Raw genomic sequence first — 22851 nt, forward strand, 5'->3', positions numbered from 1 at the left:
ACAGCTCTCCGCCGTGTCAGTCTTTCTAAAGTATTGGGTGAATTAAGCTTTTCCTAATTCCTCTAATTTCTGGCGGTATTTTACCTGTTCATCTACCACGTAACCAAAAACCAGAATGCCGGTAATTTTATCGGTATCGTCGTATAGGGCCTGGTAAATAAAATTCAGATAAACGTCGTCTATATTGCCGGTATCGTGCAGGTCCAGTTTTACCGCAATTTCTTCGGCTACAAATTCTTTTCCGGTAGTGTAAACGTTATCCAGAATAGCTATAAAACCTTGTTCTATCACTTCCGGCACGGCTTCGGCTACGGTGCGGCCCTCCAACTGGCGATTCGGGAAAAGCTGCTGGTATTTATCGTTCACCAGTTTAAACCGGTGCTCCGGGCCGTCGAGCAAACAGAAAAAGGCCGGGGCTTTCATGATCAGGTTTTCCAGCGTTTTGCGTTCCGTTTCGGCTTTTTTATAAGCGAACTGTACCTGGTCCGAAAGTGCCGACATTTGCTCGTTGCTTTGCAACAGTTCCTGCACCATCTGGCGCATGTCATGAATATCGGTGCAGCTGCCGGCCCACATTACAATATTGCCTTGTTCGTCGCGCATGGGCTGGCTTTTGCATAAGAACCAGCGGTACTGGCCATCTTTGCTGCGTTTGCGCACTTCCAGCTGAATATCCTGGCCTTTTTCAAAACCTTCCCGCCATTTCCGGGATATTTTTTCCAGCTCTTCCGCCTCTAAAATATTATTCCAGCCTTCGTTTATCAGGGTTTCGGTGCTAATGCCGGTGTAGGTAGCCCAGCGCTGGTTCAGGTAAGTTAATTTGCCCTGGGGGCTTACCGTAAAAATAAGTTGCGGCAAGGTTTCGGCCATAAACCGGAATTTATTTTCACTGGCAATAGCTTCTAACTTGGCCCGCTCGCGATCTGTTACGTCCGAGGTTTTCTGGATGATATATTGCAAGGCCCCTTGCTCATCGAAAACCGGCGTGTGCGACGCTTCCCAGTAACGCACGTCAAAGGTGCCGTCGGGTTTGGGAATATCGTAGCGGCTTGCCGGAAAATAATCTACTTTTTTAGAAGCCGCGGCACGGTCCAGCGAAAGCTTTACCGGGTTCTGCTCATAGGGCACCGACTCATCCGGGAAAGCTTCCAGCAGGAAAGATTTCCCGACCAGTTCTTCGCGCGAACGCATGGTAGCCTGCAGATAAGCCTCATTCATGGCCAGAATCTTATACTCCGGCGACAGAATAACCAGGTTATCGGGCAGGTTCAGAAATACATTATTGATATCCATAAGGCTGAAGACAGTATAGTCAGCTGACTATACAATTAGATTAAGATAAGCATTTTTAGGGCATGCAAGATACTGCAAGAAAATGAAAGTTTTCAGTAATATTTTTATACAATTGCGGCTGTCGGGGTTTTTGTAATTTTAAATGCTGCGGGGTGTTAATAAACATAAAACGCTACCGTTTTTGCCAGGAAAAACGGTAGCGTTTTGAAGGGGAAAAGTCTGAAGCAGCCCTGAATTAATATTCCTGCTGCGGCAGATAATTAGGGTAGCGCTGCATGTGCAGTTGTTCCACGCGTTTAAAAAGCTCGTCGCGCAGCTCATCTATATTTTGCCGGTTGGCCGCTGAAATGAAAATGGCCGGGTTGTGCATTTTGGCCATGTAGGTAGCGCGCAGTTCCTGGAGCGTAGGTTTTTCGGCACCTTCGCCCATGTCGTTGAGTTCTTCCATTTCTTCTTCGCGGTACAGGTCTATTTTGTTGAATACCAGTAAGGTAGGTTTGTCGCCGGCGTGAATTTCTTCCAGCGTTTTGTTTACCACCGCAATGTGCTCCTCAAAAGAAGGGTGCGAAAGGTCTACCACGTGCACCAGCAGATCGGCTTCACGCACTTCATCCAGGGTAGATTTAAAGCTCTCGATCAGTTTGGTAGGCAGTTTCCGGATAAAACCTACCGTATCGGAAAGCAAAAACGGAATATTGTTGAACACCACTTTTCTAACGGTAGCATCTACGGTGGCAAACAATTTGTTTTCGGCAAACACTTCCGATTTGGAAAGCAGGTTCATGATGGTAGATTTGCCCACGTTGGTGTAGCCTACCAGCGCTACGCGCACCATGCCTTCGCGGCTTTTCCGCTGCTGAAAATTCTGCTTGTCGATGGCCTTTAGTTTTTCCTTTAATAAGGAAATGCGTTCGCGCACAATTCGTCTATCCGTTTCAATTTCGGTTTCCCCCGGACCTTTCATGCCGATACCGCCTTTCTGCTTGCTTAAGTGGGTCCATAGACCGGTAAGGCGCGGCAGTAAATACTGGTATTGCGCCATTTCGATCTGGGTCCGGGCCTGGGCGGTTTGCGCGCGAAGGGCAAAAATATCGAGGATCAGTAAGCTTCTGTCCACAATTTTCACTTCCAGCTCGGTTTCCAGGTTGCGCAGCTGCGACGGGCTCAGATCATCGTCGAAGATCACCATGTCTACGCCGTGCTGCTTTACAAAGGCTTTGATCTCGGCCAGTTTTCCCGAACCCACAAAGGTTTTAATGTCGGGTTTTTCGAGTTTTTGGGTGAAACGGTGTAGCGTTTTAGCGCCGGCCGTTTCGGCCAGAAAAGCCAGTTCGTCTAAATATTCTTCGGTTTTATCTTCAGCCTGCTGTTTGCGGGTTACGGCTACCAGCACGGCGGTTTCCTGTTCTTTGGCGGTTTCGTAAGATTTTTGTTTGGCCATAAAGTATTGGTAAAGGTTCGGCACAATTCAACCCGATGAGGAAAAACTACCCGAACGTTTTGGTTAATTGAAAAGGAGAACGCCGGCAAGTAGTGCCGGCGGCACTCAGGTAAAACGTAAGTTCCGGCCGGAAGTTAGTATTGGTTAAGCATCAGTGTAAAGGCAGCAATTTCTTCGGCTTCCTGCTCGGTGACCTGCCCTTTATACGCCGGCATTAAACCGCGGCCGTTCAAAATTATATTTTTTCTTTCTTCCAGGCCCAACGCGCTGGTAGCAAGGTCGGAAGCATTGTTCAGTCCTTTTTTGCCGTCGGCACCGTGGCAGCTTTCGCACAGTTGCGCGTAGATCTGTTCGGCATTGGCTAAAGCGGTCCCGCTCATTGCTTCGTGAATGGCCGGGGCAGTTTCTGCTTCCGAATCCATACCGTTTTCTTCGGCTGTGTTTGTTGCTGGTGCTTTCGTTTTAGTTACGGTAGGCGCAGCTTTTTTCATCGAGAGGTTTTTGCTTTCGGCTACGCCATAGACGTACACAAAAATTGCTAATGCCAGGGCTACGAGCGGTTTGTTCAGCTTTTTAAGCCCGGTAATGGCCACCGGAATGGCAACTAAAACCAGCGCCACTTTCACCAGCAGCCAGGTAGGAATGCCGTTATACTGGAACATTAAATAGCCGCCGGTAATTAAAATAAGCACCCCCAAAATGATATCAAGCACTTTGGTTTTGCGCTTCAGCTTTTCCAGCGCCTGCGTTTTGTTGGTAAAAAGCATAAACGCTTTAATAATGAACAGGATCAGGAACAGGACCACCACGAGCACGTGGCTGTGCATAAAAGCAGTAATTGGCATTGGGTTTGATTTTTTTTCGGGTAAAAACCGGGTACGGTCGGCTAAGCTACTGCAAAGAACGCACACACCCAAATTCCGGAAAAAAATTGCCTTGTTTCGTTCTGAATTCCTGTGATTTGCCTTGCAGCTCCCGTACAATCTGTATCTTTGCCGGCTGAAAAACTGAGAATTATGCGCATTGCCATTGTCATAAACACTTCCTGGAACATTTTTAACTTCCGGATGAGCCTGGCCAAAGCTTTGATGGCGGCCGGGCACGAAGTAGTGGCTATTGCCCCGCGCGATGCTTATTCGGAAAAACTGGTTGCCGCGGGCCTGCAATACGTGCCTGTAGAAATGGAAAACAAAGGCACCAATCCGGTAAAAGATTTGCTGCTTATCAAACAATTCCACCGCATTTACAAAACCGTTCAGCCCGACGTAATACTGCAGTACACCATAAAACCGAATATTTACGGCACGCTGGCCGCCAGGCTGGCCGGCATTCCGGTTATTAATAATGTTTCGGGCCTGGGAACGGTTTTTATTGTCAAGAACCTGGTTTCGAAAGTAGCGCTGGCGCTTTATAAATTCGCTTTTCAGTTTCCGGCCAAAGTATTTTTTCAGAACAACGACGACCGCGAACTTTTCCTGGAGCACCGCCTGGTTTCCGAACAAATTACCGAAGTTTTACCCGGTTCCGGCATCGATACGGTGCGGTTTAAGCCGACCGAAAATTTTAGCAGAAACAAGGATTTCCGTTTCCTGATGATCTCGCGCGTGCTTTACGAAAAAGGTATTGCCGAATACGTGGAAGCCGCTAAAATTCTGAAAGCCAAATACCCGGAGATCAGAATCCAGCTTCTGGGTTCCTTCGACGAAGCGGGCAATATCGGCATTAAAAAAACGGTATTCCTGGATTGGATCAAAAACGGCGAAATTGAATATTTAGGTACTTCCGACGACGTAGCTTCCGTGATTGCTCAGGCTGATTGCGTAGTTTTACCCAGCTACCGCGAAGGCACGCCCAAAACGCTTTTAGAAGCTGCAGCTATGGGCAAACCCATTGTAACCACCAACGTGCCTGGCTGCAAAGAAACCGTTATCGATAACCAAAACGGCTATTTATGCGAAGTGCGCAGCGGCGAAGACCTGGCGGCCAAAATGGAAAAAGTACTCTTGCTGCCCGAAGAACAATTACAGCAAATGGGAAAAGCCAGCCGCCAGTTAGCCCTCGATAAATTCGACGAAAAGCACGTGATCGGCCAGTATTTTAAAGCCATTCAGCAAATTAGCGAAAGAAAACGGTAGGGTTTAAGCCGGGAAAAGTATAAAGCGAAAATTAACGAATATGGAATACAAAGAGCATTACCTTAAAGGCGTAATTGAATATACGCCCCGGAAGATTGGCGATGCACGGGGCTGGTTCATGGAATCGTATAACCGGCAGGCGCTTGAAAAAGCCGGTATAAAGGTGTCTTTTGTACAGGATAATATTTCGCTTTCCACCAAAAATGTGCTGCGCGGCCTGCACTTTCAGAAACCACCTTTTGCGCAGGCTAAACTGGTGCGCGTACTTTCTGGTCGGGCTTTGGATGTGATCGTTGATATCCGCAGCAATTCTCCTACGTACGGGCATCATCTGAAAGTGATCTTAGACGCCGGACAAAGCAATCAGTTATTTATTCCGGCAGGTTTTGCGCACGGTTTTTTAACGCTCGAAGATAACACCACCTTCTTCTATAAATGCTCTGATTATTACAACAAAGAATCGGAAGGCGGTTTGCTCTGGAGCGATCCTGATCTGAACATTGACTGGAACGTAACGGATCCGATCATTTCGGAAAAGGACCTGGTACAGCCGGTCTTCAAAGATTTTAAATCACCGTTTTAATTTGGTAGCTGGTATTTAGTTTCTGGTATCTGGATTTTTAAAACAGAAAGCCCGATGTAAAACATCGGGCTTTCTGTTAAATGCTATGTTTTAGCGTTAAAAAGTTCAGATATCAAATACAAAGTACTTTTTACAGCAAATTCAATAGCGTTTCCAAGCCCATGCCACGCGAACCTTTAATGAGCAGATAGCTGTTTTTAACCGGGTTTGCTTTCAGGTAGCTTTCCAGTTCGGCTTTGGTTTCGAAATGTTTGAACGCAGGATTGACCTGGGCTGCAGCCTTCATTTTCTGGCCGCAAAGCCATACCATTTCGATGGGTTGCTGCGCGATCAGTTCACCTAATTTTCGGTGTTCGGCTTCGCTTTCTGTACCTAACTCAAACATATCGCCGGCAATTAAAACTTTTGGTTCGCCGGCACTGCTGCCGAAGTTTTTAATGGCCGCTTCCATGGAACTTGGGTTGGCGTTATAAGCATCGAGCAGAATGAAATTGGAGTTCTTTTCGATGACCTGCGAGCGGTTGTTGGCCGGAATATAATGGGCCAGGGCTTCGTTTATTTTATCTGCCGGTACGCCAAAATATTTCCCGATACAGGCGGCCGCGGCAATGTTGTCGAAATTGTACGTGCCCATTAAATGCGTTTTTACTTCCTTGCCGGCTTCGTCTTTATAAACAATGTTGGGCGTGGCTTCCAGTAATTCAAAATGCAGGAAATCGCCATTGTTCGGGTAGGTAATTTTACTTTCGATGCGGCGGCTCATGCGTTGCAGGTGGTCGGAATTGGTATTCAGGAAAATGGTGCCATGCGTTTCATCTACGAATCTATACAGTTCGCTTTTGGCCCGTGCCACACCTTCCAGACTCCCGAAACCTTCTAAGTGTGCTTTGCCAATATTAGTGATAATGCCGTGCGTAGGAAGGGCCAGGCGGCAAAGCATGTCGATTTCGCCTCCGTGGTTGGCGCCCATTTCAATAATGGCCATTTCGTGCTCGGGTTTTATGCGCAGCAAGGTTAGTGGCACGCCAATGTGGTTGTTCAGGTTGCCGGTGGTATAAAGCGTATTGAATTTCTGGCTTAAAACCGCGTTGGTCAGTTCTTTGGTGGTGGTTTTGCCGTTGCTGCCCGTAATGCCGATTACCGGAATGCCGAGTTGTTTGCGGTGATATAAAGCCAGTTGCTGCAAAGTTTCCAGGGTATTTTCTACGTACAGGCAACGGTCGGAGGCCATTTCTTCGTCCTCTACTATAGCGAAGCGCGCGCCTTTTTCCAGGGCCGTTTGCGCAAATTTTGCACCTTTAAAATTCGGGCCGTTCAGTGCAAAGAACATAGCGTTTTGCTGATCGGCGCGCGAATCGGTGCTTACAAAATCGCAGGTCAGGAATTTTTTATAGAGAGCAGGAATGGTTTCCGGAACAATATTCATAACAATTCAGAAATTCAGATTAGAAAAATGAAGTACTTTTTTACCGCGCTTTTTTTGTGCTTTTCAATTACTGTTTTTGCGCAGCAGGGCTTTTTGTTTGAGCAAAAAAACGATGTAAAAATAGTGATTGGCAGCGATACTTTAATGCATGCCTGGGTGGGTGGTTTTAATTCGCCGGTTTTTTCGAAAATAGACCTGAACCAGGATGGCACGGAAGATCTTTACGTGTTTGACCGGGAAACCAAACGCTCCACTACTTTTTTAGCCGATCATGCTTCCGGAACCTGGAAATGGAAACCGGCACCTCAATACGAAAGTTTGTTTCCGGATAAGCTCGCACACTGGGTTTTGCTGCGCGACTATAACGGCGACGGCAAAAAAGACCTGTTTACCATTCAGGATAATAACGCTTTAGTAGTTTGCAAAAACGTAAGTGCTGCCGGCGGTTCAGTGTTGTTCGATCAGCCGAAGTTTCTGAAAGAAGGGAATGCTCAGACGTTTACAATTATTTCCGAATCTAAAGATGTATTACCTTCCATAACCGATCTGGACAACGACGGGGACCTGGATCTGCTGTTTTTTTCCGGCCAGAATGGAAGAGAGCTACAGTATTATCGCAACACCAGTATCGAAAGTTATGGACGGGCCGATAGTTTGTGGTTCAGTAAAGCGGCGCAGAGTTGGGGCGGCCTTTACCGCTGCGCTTCTCCCGGCATATGCAATGCGTTCGCTTTTCAGAATTTTACTACCTGCAAAGTAAGCGGCACCAACCATAACGGTTATGCCAATGTGTTGGCGCTGGACCTGGACAATGACCTGGATAAAGATCTGCTGCTGGGAGAAGACGGCTGCAACACGCTGGTGCGCTTAACCAATTTCGGCACGCCGGCAGCTGCCCAAATGAACCCGTACAGCCTGCAAACTTCTTATCCGCCCAACACTACGCCGGTATTGCTGGAAAATTACCCGGCCGCTTATTACGAAGACGTAGATTTTGATGGCGTGAAAGACTTGCTGGTAGCCCCGTTCGTGAAAGACAACCGTTCTGACAAGGTGCCGATGAGCAATACAGTCTGGTTTTATAAGAACATGGCGGCAACGGCCGCGCCCGTTTTTTCTTTTGTGAAAAAGAATTTTCTGCAGGATGATATGATCGAACTGGGCGAAGCGGCCCGCCCCGTTTTTGCCGATATTGATGCCGACGGCGACCAGGATCTGCTTATCGGGAATTATGCTGATGCATACAGAAATCAATACATTAGCACGGTAAGTTTATTGGAGAATATCGGCACTGCTACAAAACCGCTTTTCAAACTTACCAACCCAGATTATCTGCAATTGAGTGCCGATTCGCTGAAAGACCTGAAACTGCAGTTTGCCGATATGAACGCCGACGGTAGCCTGGACCTGGTCATAAAATACATAGATGGAAATGTGGCGTCGCTGAAATATATTCCGAATACGGCTTTGCCAAACCAGCCTTTTCAGTTTTTGAAAACAACCAAATTACTGATCGGCATTGGTGTAGATAAGGAAGACGCGCCTTTCTTTGCAGACCTGGACGGCGACGGCGATCTGGATATGTTGCTGGGTACCCGGTCCGTTTCCCAAACGGCTCCGTCTAGTGGTGCGCTTTGGTACTATAAACGGATCGGTGCCAATGCGGGCAGCTACCAGTCCTGGCAATTAGATAATGCCGATCTGGGAGTAATTCCGCGCGATTTTGAGCACTACGAGCTTCAACCCACTATACTCGATATGAACCAGGACGGGAAATCAGACCTGGCAACGGTAAGCAACAGCGGCCGGGTAGAAGTTTATTCCGATGTGATGAGCAATCTGTCCGGCACTTTTTCAGCTTATACACATACCCTTTTCAACCCCCTTAAAAATGTTTATGAGCCTTCCCGTTTTGGCTTAACCTTGCACGCCGCATACGCCGATCTGGACGGCGATCAGAAGCCGGAAGTGGTAGTGGGCACCCGGGCCGGCGGCGTGGTTTTCCTGAAAAACAACAGCACCGTGCAGTTAGGCGTGAAAGAAAACCTTGCCACCGATCTGAAACTGAACGTTTATCCAAATCCGGCCACCGAAACGGTAAATGTATCGGCTGCTGAAAAGGTGCAGGTAAGCGTTTTCGATGCTGCGGGCCGCGAAGTTTTGGTTAAAATCAATGGCTTCGGCAAGCAGCACCAGCTTAATGTTTCGGGTTTAAAACCGGGTGTGTATTTCCTCAAAATCGCTACCGAAGATTTCCGTTCTACGGGCCGCACGTTTGTAGTGGGCCGGTAAACCGCCGGATGGCTGCGTTTGAAAAAGGTAGGGTTTTAAGGCTTAAAAGTACGGGGCTGACTTAAAAACGCTATGCTTTTAGCCTGAAAAAGTGCCGCGATCGTTTTTGTCTGGGGGATTGAATTTGCCGGCAACGCGGGAAGCAGGCAGAAAATCAGATAATTATAAACGAATGGGCCGGAAAAATTTTGCGTTTTAAGGAATACTTTCCGCCATTATTTGTTAATTTTATAAGTCGAAATTTATAATTCAAGCCGTTATGAAACACTGTTTTACCGCCATGTTGCTGCTGTTCTTTACCAATGCGTATGCGCAGCAGGGTTTTTTGTTTGAGCAGAAGAACGATGTAAAAATAGTAATCGGAACCGATACCTTAAAACATGGCTGGGTTGGCGGCCTGAATTCACCGGTTTTTTCCCGCATCGACCTGAACCAGGACGGGGTGGAAGACCTTTACGTGTTCGACCGGGAAAATACGCGTTCCAATACCTTTTTAGCCCATAACGTTAACGGAACCTGGGAGTGGAAACCGGCTCCGCAGTACGAAGCTATGTTCCCGGCTAAGCTCGACCATTGGGTTTTACTCCGCGACTTCGACGGCGATGGCAAGAAAGATATTTTTTCGGTAGAGCCTTTGGGTTTGGTAGCTTATCAGAACATTACCGTAGCCGGCGGCCCGCTTACCTTTGGCCCCAAAAAATTCCTGAAGCAGGATACTTTCAACAAGCACGACGCTATGCTGACCGGTACCTACACGCTGCCGGCCATTGCCGATATTGACGGCGACGGCGACCTGGATATTCTGAGTTTCGACGAGAATGACGGCACCTTTGTGTACCACTTCAAAAACAAGAGCCAGGAATTAGGCTACGATAACGATAGTCTCCGGTTTACCAAAGATGCCATGAGCTGGGCCGGGATCCGCCGCTGCGTGAATGCCGGGCTTTGCAATTCCTTTACTTTCAACAATGCTTCTAACTGCAAAATAAACGGCACGAACCACGGTGGGGGCGCTTCCATTCTGGCCATAGACCTGGATAACGACAACGATAAAGATATTCTGGTAGGCACCGATATGTGTGCGGACCTGGTGCAGATGACCAATAATGGTACTTCGGCTTTGGCCAGCATGAGCAGCGCCAGTTTAAATACCGTTTACCCGCCCAATACCACGCAGGCAATTGTTCATAATTACCCGGCATCGTATTACGAAGATGTGAATTTTGATGGCATTAAAGACCTGCTGGTAGCGCCTTTTATCGATAATAATAAAGTAGAGAAAGTAGGCTTGAGTAAAACATCCTGGTTCTATAAGAATACGGCGGCATCGGCAACGGCGGCCCCGGTTTTTGTTTACCAGCAAGATAATTTCCTGCAAGATAAAATGATAGATGTAGGGGAATGGGCCCGCCCGGTTTTTGCCGATATCGATGCCGACGGTGACCAGGATCTGCTGATCGGAAATTATGCTGATATGCGTCAGGGCCAGTTTCTGAGCACGGTTAGTTTATATACCAACGTAGGAACGGCTACCAGCCCGATGTTTAAACTGACCAACCCGGATTATTTGCAGTTCAGCCAGGCCGATATTAAAGATATTAAACTGCAGTTTGGCGATGTGGATGGCAATGGCAGCAAAGACCTGATCATAAAATACCTGCACAGCAGCGGCGCGGCTTCTTACGTAGATTTTATTCCGAACCAGGCGCAGCCAAACCAGCCGTATGTCTTTTCGCGCGCCAACCAGGTACGCATGGCTTTAGATACCGAAGGCTACGATTCGCCGTTGTTTTACGACATGGATAATGACGGGGATCTGGATCTGTTACTTGGTACCTACACGCAGCCGCCCTTGTTGCAAAATCCCGGCGTGATCCGCTATTACAAGCGCGTGGGCGCCGATGCTACGAGCTACCAGTCGTGGAGAATTGAAGATGCTAACTTTGGCGATATTCCCTGGGATTTTCCTTACCGCGATATTCAGCCAACCATGATCGATATGAACAACGATGGCAAAGTAGATCTGGTAACGGTAGCCAACAGCGGCCGCATAGAAGTTTATTCGGATGTGATGAGCAACCTGACCGGTAAATTCACCGCTTATACCGATGTGCTGTTAAACACCATTCAGAACACCTACGAGCCAAGCAAATTTGGGCAGTCGTTGTATGCGGCTTTTGCCGATCTGGACGGCGATTCGAAACCGGAAGCGGTAATTGGTACGAGCGGCGGCGGCGTGGTTTTCCTGAAAAACAACAGCACCGTGCAGTTAGGCGTGAAAGATAATATTGCTGCCGATCTGAAACTGAACGTTTATCCGAACCCTGCTACTGAAACAGTAAACATTACGGCTGCCGAAAATGTGCAGGTAAGCGTTTTCGATGCCGCCGGCCGCCAGGTTTCCTTTAGAACCAATGGCTTTGGCAAGCAGCACCAACTGAACGTTTCGGGCTTGAAACCGGGCGTGTATTTCCTGAAAATTGCCACCAAAGATTTCCGCTCGGCGGGCCGCACGTTTGTAGTGGGTAAATAATAAAAAACGCTAGGATTTCGGGGTGAAAAACCCGGAAGCGCATTAAAAACGGTATATTTTTCTTCGGAAAAAGTGTACCGTTTTTTTTATGGCCGAAAACCAGGGCCGCAGAGAATTTTAAGTTGGCATCATCTATCGCGGTAGGTAATTGTTTTACCAGCCCAGCTTAAAGGACATTACGGCAATAACGTTATTTAATATATAAACAAACAATATGTTTAAAATTTGTTAAATCTATAACAATTTGATAAATAGCAGCATCATGTAAAAGAAGTATTCTTACCCGGCTAATAACTTGCTTGAAGTGAAAAAAATATTGTTGTAAATAACCGGAGGTGTCAGCAAGTACTTCCGGTTATCTTTTTAATCTGTGCTGTTATGAGAAAGTATTTATTCTTCTGTTTATATTTTATTTCAGGAATTGCCTTTGCCCAGCAACCCCAGCTTTTGCAAGAACGCAACTATAAAACCGACAGCTTTGAAAAACAGCTATTAAGTAGCGCACAAGATCGAAATGGTAATATTTTTTATTCGGGTTTGACCTTGGTGAATACCCGTAATTTCACAAGTTCCTTTTTGTTGGTTAAACCAAATACAGATACACTTTGGAGCCGAAAAGGTCCAACTAACCTTAATCCTGGTATACTAGCAATGCGGCATACTACCGATGGTGGTTTTATTTTTTGCGGAGCGTCCAAACACCCTTCTATTGGCAACATATCTGGCTTATATATGCAAAAGCTGAGTGCAGTGGGCTGCCCGAGTGGACGCAAAACAATTATTTCAATAATACTGGAAATGCACCAACTTCCCTCTTAGTTATGCCCGATAAAGGATATTTGGTTGGAGGAACTATTAAAGATGAGGGTTTTTCTTTTTTGCGAACAGACTCATTAGGAAATACTAAATCGCTGAAGAACTTTACCCGGTCTGTTTATGAGGGTGTTGTAGATATGCAGTTTACTCAAAATGGCAAAATAATAGCTGTAGGAGTTACAGATAGCCCTTTAGGACCAGCGCATTTGAAGTTAATACATTTAAACCAAAACGGCGATTCGCTGAAAAGTAAGCAGTTTGTTGTGAATGGCTTTAACCGTAAAGAGAGCATGATAGGTAATTTCAACAGCATAACACCCTTATCAGATGGCGGTTTTCTGATTACTGCCACTACCGATACGGTAAATGCTATTTATCCTAATGGTTCCTACATGGGCATGGTCGTAAAAGTAGATAGTGCTTTAAAGATAAAATGGCATTACGTGCACCGAACTCCGGATGTAGATGAATATGCCTTTACCAAAGCAAAGGAATTGACGGATGGCACCATCCTGGTTCTGGGATTTAAATTCCGGCCTTCGCAGGGCGGCAATGGTTTTCAGATCTACCGGTTCAGCCCGGGCGGGCAGCTTAAAAACGTATATCCTTTTACCAGCAGCATTTGCTCCCAGGTCTGGGGTATTACCTTCGATGCTTTAGCCGACACCACTTATTTAATCGGTGGCAGGTGTGGCAATAACCCGCCGATAACCTATGGCTTTTATGTTGCCAAAGTTAAAATTCCGGGTCTGCCGCCAGTCGTTCCACCGTTCACCATAACCGCTACCAAAGAAGAAACGCTTTTAACCGGCACCAACTTAGGCCAAAGCTACCCGAATCCAACGGCGGGAGAAGCAATCATTCCATACACGCTACCGAAAAGCTACGGCAAAGCCAGCATACAGATCCGGGAAATTGCCACGGGCCGCGAGCTCCGGAAATATGAGCTGAAACCTGGCAGCAACAGCTTAACGGTAAATGTCAGCAGCCTGAGCAGTGGTTTATACTTGTATAGTTTGGTGGTAGATGAGAAACCGGTAGCTACGAAGAAACTGGCCGTAATGAAGTAAGCACTTTTTCGGCCCCAAAGCATAGCGTTTTTTAGAGCAGCTCAAACGCATCGGCATCTTCAAAAGCCGGGAACCGTTGACGGAAACTTTCTAACGCGGCGGCGCTCAAGATTTGGGTATGCACCGCTTCGGTATGCGAAGGCAAGAAAAAAGTAGCGCCTTGCGGGTCACAAATAACAGAGTCGCCTGAGTAAAGAATGCCGTTTTCATCTTTGCCCACGCGGTTCACACCCAGGCAGTAACTCAGGTTTTCGATGGCGCGGGCGGGCAGTAGCGTTTTCCAGGCGGCAGCGCGTTTTTCAGGCCAGTTGGCTACGTAAAGCAGCAGGTCGTAGGATGCTTGCTTGGTCCAGCGGCTGAAAACCGGGAAACGCAGGTCGTAGCAAACCAGGGGGCAAATGTTCCAGCCGCGCCAATGCACGATCAGTTTACTTTTTCCCGCCGAAAAGCTACCGTTTTCATGGGCCATCCGGAATAAATGGCGTTTGTCGTAGGTAAAAAGCTGCCCGTCGGGCTGGGCCCAAAGCAAACGGTTGTAATACCGGTTTTCTTCCTCAATAATAATGCTTCCGCAAATAGCCGCGTTTTTCAGCTTTGCCATTTCCAGCAGCCATTTTACCGTTGGCCCGGTCATTTTTTCAGCCAGCTTTTCAGTTTGCATGCTGAAGCCGGTGGTAAACATTTCGGGTAGCACGATCAGGTCGGTTGGCGACGCGATTTCGGCAATTTTTTGCGATAAAATCCGGCGGTTTTCGGCAGGGTTTTCCCAGCAAAGTTCCGTTTGAATGAGCGTTACGGTAAGATCAGCAAGGGGCATTGTTTTCGATTTCGGTGCAGGTACCAAACCATTTTTCTACGTTGCCGGATGGGTTGCGCAAAGGTTGGGCCTGACTTAAAAACCAGCGGTAATTGCCGTCAGCGCCCTTTAGCCGGTATTCAGCTTTGAATGGATCTCCGGTTTGTAAAGCATTTTCCCATAAAGCTTTTAAATGTTCCAGGTCATCGGGATGAAGCAGCTTGGTCCAGATACTCGATTTATGATTGATCATGGCAAGGCCGGTATAATCGGCCCAGCGCTGGTTAAAATACTCCGGGGTACCGTCGGGTAAAGTGGTCCAGACCAACTGCGGAATAGCGTTAGCCAATTGCCTGAAATGTTCTTCGCGTTTCTGCAGGGCAATAATAACTTCCTGGCTTTGGACTAGAGCCTTTTTCTGATCGTCTATATCGGTGCAGGTTCCCAACCATAACGAAACGAGACCATTTTCGCCGCAAATAGGTACCGCTTTTGAAAGAAACCAGCGGTATTCACCGGTCTGCAGGTTTTTAAGCCGGATCTCCTGTTCATAAGATTCCTGTTTTTTTACGCATTGGGCCCACATTTCATTAACGGCTACCAGGTCTTCCGGATGAATTACTTTTTCGCCACCACCCAACAGGTCTTCGGGCAAACCGGTATAGGCATACCAGGCTTTGTTTAAAAATTTAATGCTGTTATCCGGACCATCGCCTGCTTCGGCATACCAGGCCAGGTTTGGGAGCGCGTCCAGCAATTTTCGAAAACGGAGATTGCTTTCTTTAAGCTGTAGTTCTACATTTACCTGATCAGTTATATCGAACATGGAGCCTACCATGCGGTAAGCAATGCCATTATGATCGCGCAGGATGTAGCCCCGCTCAATTACATTGGCATACGTGCCGTTTTTGCGGCGTAACCGGTAGCTGTCGGTCCAGATCTTGCCGCCGCGTTCAATTACGCTGCTTATACCCGTAACTACGCGTTCCTGATCTTCCGGATGAACACATACTGCCCAGTCATCCATATGCGGCAATTCGTGCATATGGTAACCAAATATATCTTTCAGATTTTCGCTCCACCATACATGATTGCTGAGCAGATCCACATCCCAGATCACATCGGTATTGGCCTGGGCCAGTATTTCAATGCGTTCGCGGTTGGTTTCTATGTGGTGATGCGCCAGCTGCTGCATGGTAACGTCTATGGCCTGGTGCACGATGTAAAGCACTTCGCCCTGCTCATCTAAAACCGGTGCATTGGTTGCAAGCCAGTAACGCTCTTCAAAACCGCCGCCAATGCTCTTGGGGCGGCGAATGTCGTAGCGTTGCAAAGCCATGGTATGTGGTTTGCGGCGTTTAAGCACTTTCTGCAGCGACTGTCTCAGGTTAACTGAAGCCATGGCGTCCGGAAATTCCGGATTATCGGGGAATACTTCAAAAATATTTCGGTCAACAATTTTTTCCCGTCGCGTAAGGGTAGCGGCCAGGTAAGCATCCGAGGCATCCAGGATAGTAAAATTTGGAGAAAGTATGAGGTACAGGCCTGGCAATGAAGTGAATAAATTCTGGTAATTGATTGCAGTGGGAGTAGGGGCGTGCATATAGAACAGGTAAAAAAACCATTCGGGTAGAATTTGCGCTCGTTAGTACGGCCAATATAACAACTTTAATAAAAAGAAGTGTTGTAAAATACTGGCATAAATAGTGTGTCTTATATTATGAAATGCTATGTTTTTCTAAATCAAAATCTTGGCGCACCTTTTTTCCGTGAACGGCTTACTTTTTACCGTTAAAACCCTAGCGTTTATCCAGCAGCTCTGCGAAAATACCCCGGGCAGCTTTAATGGTTTTTACGTTGTCGAAGATCACGATCAGCTTGTCTTTGCTTTCTTTTAAGCGCGAAGTTTTGCTGTGTGCCTGAACATAACCAAGCACACGGCCAAAGGTTTCGGACTGAAAATATTTTTCGTTGTTTTCGGCCGGCAAATACCCTTTCATGGTTTCGCGTTTAATGGTGAGTTTCTCGAAGCCCATTTCCTGCGCATCCCACCGCAATTTCACGATCTCGATCAGCTGTACTACTTCCCTTGGCAGCGGCCCGAACCGGTCGATGATGCTGGCCTGCAGTTTTTCCAGGCTTTGCAAATCCTTAACGTTATCGAGCTTGCTGTACAGATTCAATCGTTCAGAAATGTTAGCCACGTAGGTTTCCGGGATCAACACTTCCAGATCGGTTTCGATGGAGCATTCGCGTACCACGTCCAGGAATTCGTTCAGCTTATCCACATCGGTCTGGAACAGTTCGCGGAATTCACCTTCCTTGAGTTCTTTCACGGCATCGTCCAGAATTTTGTGATACATGTCAAACCCGAGGTCGTTAATGAAGCCGCTTTGTTCGCCGCCCAGTAAATTTCCTGCGCCCCGGATATCCAGGTCCCGCATCGCTACTTTAAACCCATCGCCCAGATCCGAAAACTCTTCCAGTGTGCTCAAACGTTTACGCGCATCGGAAGGCAACCCGGACACCGGCGGCGTTAACAAATAGCAGAAAGCGCGTTTATTGCTTCGACCCACGCGCCCGCGCATCTGGTGCAGATCTGAAAGACCAAACATGTGCGCCCGGTTAATGATGATGGTGTTCGCGTTCGGAATATCCAGACCGGATTCGATGATGTTGGTGGAAACCAGCACATCATATTCGTGGTCTACGAACTGCATCATGCGTTTTTCCAGTATGTCGCCGTCCATTTGACCGTGCGCGAACGTTACTTTAGCGTCTGGTACCAGTTTCAGAATAAGGTTCGCAATTTCATCGATGTCTTTTACGCGGTTGTGCACAAAGAAAACCTGACCGCCGCGTTTCAGTTCATAACTGATCGCATCACGGATCACGACTTCATCGAACACGTGCAGTTCGGTTTGCACACCCTGACGGTTTGGTGGCGGCGTGGCAATTACGCTTAAATCCCGGGCGCCCATTAAACTGAAGTGCAACGTACGCGGAATGGGCGTAGCGGTAAGCGTTAAAGAATCTACGTTTACGCGCATTTCCTTCAGCTTTTCCTTCGTTTTTACCCCGAATTTCTGTTCCTCATCGATCACCATTAAGCCCAGATTTTTGAACTTCACATCTTTGCTGACAATGCGGTGCGTGCCGATCAGGATATCCACTTTGCCTTCTTCCACGCGCTTGAGCGTATCTTTTACCTGCTTCGGCGATTTGAAACGGTTTACAAACTCTACCGTGATCGGGAATTTCTCTAACCGGTCGCGGAAGGTTTTGTAGTGCTGCATGGCCAGAATGGTGGTTGGTACTAGAATGGCAACCTGTTTCCCATCGCAGGCGGCTTTGAACGCAGCGCGGATGGCTACTTCGGTTTTGCCGAAACCTACGTCGCCGCAAACCAATCTGTCCATCGGGTGCGGTTGTTCCATGTCGGCTTTTACGTCTTCGGTGGCCTTGGCCTGATCCGGGGTGTCTTCGTAAATGAACGACGATTCCAGTTCAGCCTGTAAAAATCCGTCGGCGGTGAAGGCGTAACCGGGCGCGGTTTTGCGTTTGGCGTAAAGTTTTATGAGTTCTTCGGCAATGTCTTTTACCTTTTTCTTGACCTTGCTTTTTTTGTTTTCCCACTCCGGTGAACCCAGTTTGCTCATGCTCGGCGGCGTACCTTCTTTGCCTGAATATTTGCTTATTTTATGCAGCGCATGAATGGAAACGTAAAGCAGATCGTCGTCGCGGTAAACCAACCGGATGGCTTCCTGCAGCCTTCCGCCTACGTCCACTTTTTCCAGACCGGCAAAACGTCCGATGCCGTAATCCTGGTGCGTTACGTAATCGCCGGGTTGCAGCGTGCGGAGTTCCTTTAAAGTAAGCGCTTTGTTTTTGCTGAACTTCGGTTTGTCTTTGTAGCGGTAGAAACGTTCAAAAAGCTGGTGATCGGTGTAGCAAACCAGTTTCAGTTGGTCATCGATGAAGCCTTCGCGCAGGGAAATAAGCAAATGCTGAAAGCGCACGTCGTGGTCGAGCTCATCGAATATGGTGGTGAGGCGATCGATCTGTTTCGGCGATTCGGCGGCAATGATGTTGGTAAAACCTTTCGACTGGTTTTCGTGCAAATTAGTTACCAGTAAGCCGAAATCTTTGTTAAAGGAAGGTTGCGGATGACCGGGAAACTGAAAAACGGTAGCTTCTTTAAAGTAAAAACGTTTGCCGAATTCCAGGACGTCGAAATTCTCCAGTTGCTTTTTAAAGTCTTTGCCATTCTCGAAAAGCTGTTCCGGTTTGGAAACAATTTGCACGCCGCTGCTTTCAACCAGCATTTGCTCAAAAGCCTGCGCTGCTTTTTCGAACTGGTCTTTTATTACTTCCAGCGTTTGGCGCACGTCTTTAAACCACAGGCGCGTATTTTCCGGCAGGAAAGCTAAAAGCGATTCGCGGGTTTCCTGCAGCAGTTTGGTTTGGACGTTCGGGATAATAGAGATCTGCTTTTTGGTTTCAACCGAAAGCTGGGTGTTGGGATTGAACGTACGGATGCTTTCGATCTCGTCGCCGAACAATTCCAAACGGTAAGGCAGGTCGTTGGCATAAGAAAAAATATCGATGATACCGCCGCGGATAGCAAACTGACCGGGTTCGTACACAAATTCGGTACGCTCAAAATCATAAGTTGCCAGCAGTTCCGAAAGGAAGTTGCTATCCAGTTTTTCTCCTACTTTCGCCCCGAAGGTATTGGCTACCAGCGATTTTTTATTGATCACTTTTTCGGTAAGCGCTTCCGGATAGGTTACGATCAGTTCGCCTTTGGGGTGCCGCGCGCTGAGCTGGTTCAGGGCTTCGGCGCGCATGAGAATGTTGGCGTTCTCGGTTTCGTCGAACTGATAGGCTTTTTTGTAGGAAGTAGGGAAAAGCAAAGGCGTTTTCTGATCGCCGATCAGGCTCTGAAGATCTGCCAGAAAATACGCCGCTTCTTCTTTGTCGTGCAGTACAAAAATGTGGTGGTGATCTGCAGCGGTGTAAAGCGCAGACGCTAAAACGGCATCCTGGCTGCCTACGAGGCCTTTTATTTGCAAACGGCTTTTATCGGACGTGCGGAGATGTTCGGCAATGGTTTGCACCAGCCCGTCGTGGCGGTAGAGTTCAAGAAAATCAGATACTTTCAAACGGAATCACTTATCAGTTTCGGCTACAAAGATACTTGTTTTTGCGGGCACTTAAACCGGAAAACGAATGCCAGCGGCTTTGGGTTTTTCGGGCTTAAAGCATAGCGTTTCACCAAGAATTATATTCTAAAAAATAAACCTTACAGGTTTCGGAAACTCGTGAGGTTACAGCCTGAAAACGGTAGCCAGCTGAGGCTGAAAAGTATTAAAAAAGGAAAACCCGTACCGGGTGGAGCGATACGGGTTTTCGGATTAAAAAGGATAGCGTTTTTTAGTTGCCGCCGCCAAACATGTAGCTTAAAGAAAGCATGAAGTTGGAGTTTTTCACGTTCGGCTCTTCGCTGTCTTTGGTGTCGAAAATAGATTTCATACCACCGTTATAGCGCAAACCAATGCCCAAGCCCATATCTGACTGGTAACCAATACCGGCTACGTAACCGAAATCAAAACCAGCGAACGCATCTTCGTCTATCTGGTATTCATTTTTGTCGTCGTTTATTTTGTTGCCGTTAGCATCTCTTTTGTCTACTTTCACTTCGCCGGTAGCAGCTGCTAAGTAAGCAAATTCAGGCCCGAGCTCGAAGAACAGGCCGCCCGCGTTAATGTTCAGCAAAATAGGCAGGGAGATGTAATTCAGGTTGGTTTTTACTTCCAAGTCGGTTTTACCACCCAATTCGTTATCGAATTTATTGTTTAACTGGTAGCCTTTAGAAGTGTATAGTAATTCCGGCTTAATGCCTAAAAAACCATCTGCATCCAGCTCATAAAGGCCTACAACGCCAAAGTGGTAGCTGGTTTTATAGTCCGGGTCGCCAAAGAAATCTTCTTTATCGCCGCCGGTAACATTAGAGTAGTTTGCCCCGCCTTTTAAGCCGAATTTAAAGCCCTGGGCATTGGCAAAGTTAAAAGCAAAGATTGCTGCAATTAGTAATAACGCCTTTTTCATAGTAATAGAATTTAATGGAATAATTAGTTTTATTTTGACTTTTGGTGTAGTTGTATTTCTGCTATCTATACGTAATCGGGGAATAGAGTTGCAAAATTTATATTGCTGTTCTGTAATATTTTTTTTGTGGAATATATGATTGTGATAATTTTAATGGAGTAATTATCAGGAATACAGGCTTTTAACGTTGGAAAGGTTTGCATGCTTTTACAGCTGTTTGACTGCTTAACTTCTTAAAATACTACCTCTATCTGGGAATTATTCCGGCAGCAAATACGATACATACACCTGAAAAACATGGTTCCGGGCAGTGGGCGCAGCCGGGACTCCGGGCTCCAGGCTATCGGCATCGTCCAGTTTCCTGAAACCCTGGGAATACCGGATGCCCAGAGCCGCGCCGTTCAACGTTTGAAGCCGCAAACCGCCGGCCAGGCCAAAATCGAAAGTGCGAAGTCTGTCTTTGCTATATTGCCTTACAGGGCTGTCCTGGCTGGTTTCGGAGCCATCGGGGAAGGTTTGGGTAATAAAAGCTTCGTTGCGGTAACCAACCAGATAAGAAAGCTGCGGGCCGGCGTCCAGGAACAGAAGCCCCAGTCGGAAGTTGAACATTACCGGTAATTCCAGGTAATTCAGCCGCACCAGGCCTCCCTGTTGTTCGGAGTAAAGCAGGTTTTGCTGGCTATCTCTTATTTCTACCGGATCGCTGAAATTCTCATAACCTTTCCGGGTATAAAGCAACTCCGGCTGAATAGAGAACCAGGTATTGCCGGGATATTGGATGTTCACCATCAAGCCGGCATGCCAGCCCAACTTGTTCTCAAAAGCGTTTTCGTTGGTGCCCTGGGCGGTCAGTCCCGTGTAATTTAAGCCGCCTTTTCCGCCAAACCGGAAACTCTGAGCCGAAGCAAACGTGGTAAAAAAAATCAGCAGCGCTGGCAGTAACAGTTTTTTCATAGAAACAGATAGCGTTTTTTAAGAGCTTATACGTGCGATGAAAATGATTGAACGAGCAAAAAGGGAGAATGATGAAATGAGAGAATGGTAGAATGTAATAGTGGGAGAATTGGACAATGAGTGAATAAATAAGGAAGGATAATGAAACCTTGAACAATACTGTTGCTCCTTACTTTCATTATTTATTCACTCATTCACTCATTTGCTCATTTGCCATTGTTGGCCGTAATGCTGAAATTGCCTTTAATTTAATTTGGCTGCATGCGCGTTTGGTTACTTGTATTTTTTGCCTTTTTCAGCAGCAACGTTTTTGCGCAGCGGGCCGCGCAGCCCTGGGTTTTGGGTGCGTATGCGAACGGCGGCTTTATTATTGCGCATTCGCCGCTCATGCAACATTTAGCGGTTTCGCACCCAACGGGTTTCGAATTGAATGTGCAGAAACAAACTACCGGCAAAAAAGCCTGGCACCAGCTTTACCAGTTTCCGAAAGTGGGTTATTCGCTGGTATATTTCCATTATCATAATCCGAAACTGGGCAGATCTGTTGCGGCCAGCACCTACATTAATAAAACGCTCTGGCGCGCCCGAAAAGGCGAATTGAATTATCGTCTGGGCCTGGGAATGGCATATTTAACCGAAGGCTACGATCAGGAAACGAATCACAAAAACAGCGTAGCCAGTTCAGCCCTTAATGCAACCCTGCAAACCCGTTTCGAATACGATTACCGGTTGGCGCCGCATTATTCTTTGCTGCTCGGTTTAGGCCTGAATCATTATTCCAACGGCGCCACTAAAAAACCAAACCTGGGCCTGAACATTCCAACCCTGACTTTTGGCGTCAATTTTCATACCGTTCCGGCTTTTATTACCGAAACCAAAACGCTACCCGAATTCGATCCAAAACTGTTTTACACGCTCAGCACCACCGCCGGCTGGCGCCAGATCGGACCGCTCGATACCAAAAAATACCTGGTGCAATCGGTATCGTTTTCAGTTGCAAAACCCTTAAACCGCAAAAGCAACCTGGTTTTGGGAGCCGAAGCTTTTTTCGACCGTTCCCTGAAAGTGCAGCAACAAACCGATACCACGTTAACCGGCAAGCCTTTCCCGGATACTAAAAAGCTGGGCATATTTCTGGGGCATGAATTAGGATTCGGCGATCTGGCACTGGAAACGCAGGTGGGTTTTTACGCTTACCGCCCTTATAAAAACGGAACGCCCTATTACGAACGCCTGGGTTTAAAATACCACTTCACTCCTGAGATCTTCACCGCCTTAGATCTGAAAATTCATGGCTTTGCCGCCGATGTACTGGAGTACCGGCTGGGGTATAAGTTTTGAAAGCTAGAATTAGTGAATTGAATGTGGGAATTCGTGATTTTGCACAATAAAAGCGGAAGT

The 22851-nt window shown here is 47.2% G+C and carries 16 protein-coding genes; 7 read left to right on the plus strand and 9 right to left on the minus strand.

All coding sequences use genetic code 11. From position 1 onward, the window contains the following. Nucleotides 1-42: 42 nt before the first annotated feature. From I5M27_RS10380 to I5M27_RS10390, 3 genes are all read right to left on the minus strand, one after another. Nucleotides 43-1293 (minus strand): PAS domain-containing protein, encoded by a 1251-nt coding sequence (locus tag I5M27_RS10380; RefSeq protein ID WP_200506139.1) that lies wholly within the window; start codon nucleotides 1291-1293, stop codon nucleotides 43-45. A 235-nt stretch (nucleotides 1294-1528) separates the two neighbouring features. Then, the gene (hflX, locus tag I5M27_RS10385) at nucleotides 1529-2734 is read right to left on the minus strand and encodes a GTPase HflX (protein WP_200506140.1); all 1206 of its coding nucleotides are present in this window, start codon (nucleotides 2732-2734) and stop codon (nucleotides 1529-1531) included. 134 nt (nucleotides 2735-2868) lie between these two features. Next, entirely contained in the window at nucleotides 2869-3579 is a 711-nt protein-coding gene (locus tag I5M27_RS10390; RefSeq protein ID WP_200506141.1) for a c-type cytochrome, read from the minus strand. 171 nt (nucleotides 3580-3750) lie between these two features. Here I5M27_RS10390 and I5M27_RS10395 point away from each other — a divergent pair, with 171 nt between their 5' ends. Continuing rightward, a complete protein-coding gene (locus I5M27_RS10395; RefSeq protein ID WP_200506142.1) occupies nucleotides 3751-4869 on the plus strand; it encodes a glycosyltransferase family 4 protein in 1119 nt (372 codons plus the stop codon). A 40-nt stretch (nucleotides 4870-4909) separates the two neighbouring features. Further along, a complete protein-coding gene (gene rfbC / locus I5M27_RS10400; protein ID WP_200506143.1) occupies nucleotides 4910-5452 on the plus strand; it encodes a dTDP-4-dehydrorhamnose 3,5-epimerase in 543 nt (180 codons plus the stop codon). A gap of 130 nt (nucleotides 5453-5582) precedes the next feature. Here the strand turns inward: rfbC and I5M27_RS10405 are convergent, their stop codons facing one another. After that, entirely contained in the window at nucleotides 5583-6878 is a 1296-nt protein-coding gene (locus I5M27_RS10405) for a UDP-N-acetylmuramoyl-tripeptide--D-alanyl-D-alanine ligase (protein ID WP_200506144.1), read from the minus strand. 27 nt (nucleotides 6879-6905) lie between these two features. Here I5M27_RS10405 and I5M27_RS10410 point away from each other — a divergent pair, with 27 nt between their 5' ends. The 4 genes from I5M27_RS10410 to I5M27_RS10425 all read left to right on the plus strand — a co-directional run bounded on the left by I5M27_RS10410 (nucleotide 6906) and on the right by I5M27_RS10425 (nucleotide 13589). Continuing rightward, nucleotides 6906-9170 carry a T9SS type A sorting domain-containing protein gene (locus I5M27_RS10410; protein WP_200506145.1) on the plus strand — a complete coding sequence of 755 codons (2265 nt, stop codon included), beginning with the start codon at nucleotides 6906-6908 and terminating at the stop codon, nucleotides 9168-9170. Between the two features lie 259 nt (nucleotides 9171-9429). After that, the gene (locus tag I5M27_RS10415; RefSeq protein ID WP_200506146.1) at nucleotides 9430-11703 is read left to right on the plus strand and encodes a T9SS type A sorting domain-containing protein; all 2274 of its coding nucleotides are present in this window, start codon (nucleotides 9430-9432) and stop codon (nucleotides 11701-11703) included. Nucleotides 11704-12081: 378 nt separating this feature from the next. Then, nucleotides 12082-12522 carry a hypothetical protein gene (locus I5M27_RS10420; protein ID WP_200506147.1) on the plus strand — a complete coding sequence of 147 codons (441 nt, stop codon included), beginning with the start codon at nucleotides 12082-12084 and terminating at the stop codon, nucleotides 12520-12522. Nucleotides 12523-12725: 203 nt separating this feature from the next. Beyond that, the gene (locus tag I5M27_RS10425) at nucleotides 12726-13589 is read left to right on the plus strand and encodes a T9SS type A sorting domain-containing protein (RefSeq protein ID WP_200506148.1); all 864 of its coding nucleotides are present in this window, start codon (nucleotides 12726-12728) and stop codon (nucleotides 13587-13589) included. Nucleotides 13590-13620: 31 nt separating this feature from the next. Here the strand turns inward: I5M27_RS10425 and I5M27_RS10430 are convergent, their stop codons facing one another. The 5 genes from I5M27_RS10430 to I5M27_RS10450 all read right to left on the minus strand — a co-directional run bounded on the left by I5M27_RS10430 (nucleotide 13621) and on the right by I5M27_RS10450 (nucleotide 21450). Beyond that, nucleotides 13621-14406 (minus strand): amidohydrolase, encoded by a 786-nt coding sequence (locus I5M27_RS10430; RefSeq protein ID WP_200506149.1) that lies wholly within the window; start codon nucleotides 14404-14406, stop codon nucleotides 13621-13623. Then, nucleotides 14393-15988 (minus strand): PAS domain-containing protein, encoded by a 1596-nt coding sequence (locus I5M27_RS10435; protein WP_200506150.1) that lies wholly within the window; start codon nucleotides 15986-15988, stop codon nucleotides 14393-14395. The genes I5M27_RS10430 and I5M27_RS10435 overlap by 14 nt, the downstream gene beginning before the upstream one ends. Before the next feature lie 196 nt (nucleotides 15989-16184). Then, the gene (mfd, locus tag I5M27_RS10440; RefSeq protein ID WP_200506151.1) at nucleotides 16185-19550 is read right to left on the minus strand and encodes a transcription-repair coupling factor; all 3366 of its coding nucleotides are present in this window, start codon (nucleotides 19548-19550) and stop codon (nucleotides 16185-16187) included. Between the two features lie 271 nt (nucleotides 19551-19821). Further along, nucleotides 19822-20496 (minus strand): porin family protein, encoded by a 675-nt coding sequence (locus tag I5M27_RS10445; protein ID WP_200506152.1) that lies wholly within the window; start codon nucleotides 20494-20496, stop codon nucleotides 19822-19824. A gap of 258 nt (nucleotides 20497-20754) precedes the next feature. Further along, nucleotides 20755-21450 carry a porin family protein gene (locus I5M27_RS10450; RefSeq protein ID WP_200506153.1) on the minus strand — a complete coding sequence of 232 codons (696 nt, stop codon included), beginning with the start codon at nucleotides 21448-21450 and terminating at the stop codon, nucleotides 20755-20757. Between the two features lie 261 nt (nucleotides 21451-21711). On the opposite strand from I5M27_RS10450, the gene I5M27_RS10455 reads away from it, so the two are divergent. After that, nucleotides 21712-22791: an acyloxyacyl hydrolase gene (locus I5M27_RS10455; protein ID WP_200506154.1), complete on the plus strand. Its 1080-nt coding sequence runs from the start codon at nucleotides 21712-21714 to the stop codon at nucleotides 22789-22791. The last annotated feature ends 60 nt before the right edge of the window (nucleotides 22792-22851 follow it).

Source organism: Adhaeribacter terrigena, from assembly GCF_016623615.1.
Lineage (GTDB): Bacteria > Bacteroidota > Bacteroidia > Cytophagales > Hymenobacteraceae > Adhaeribacter_A > Adhaeribacter_A terrigena.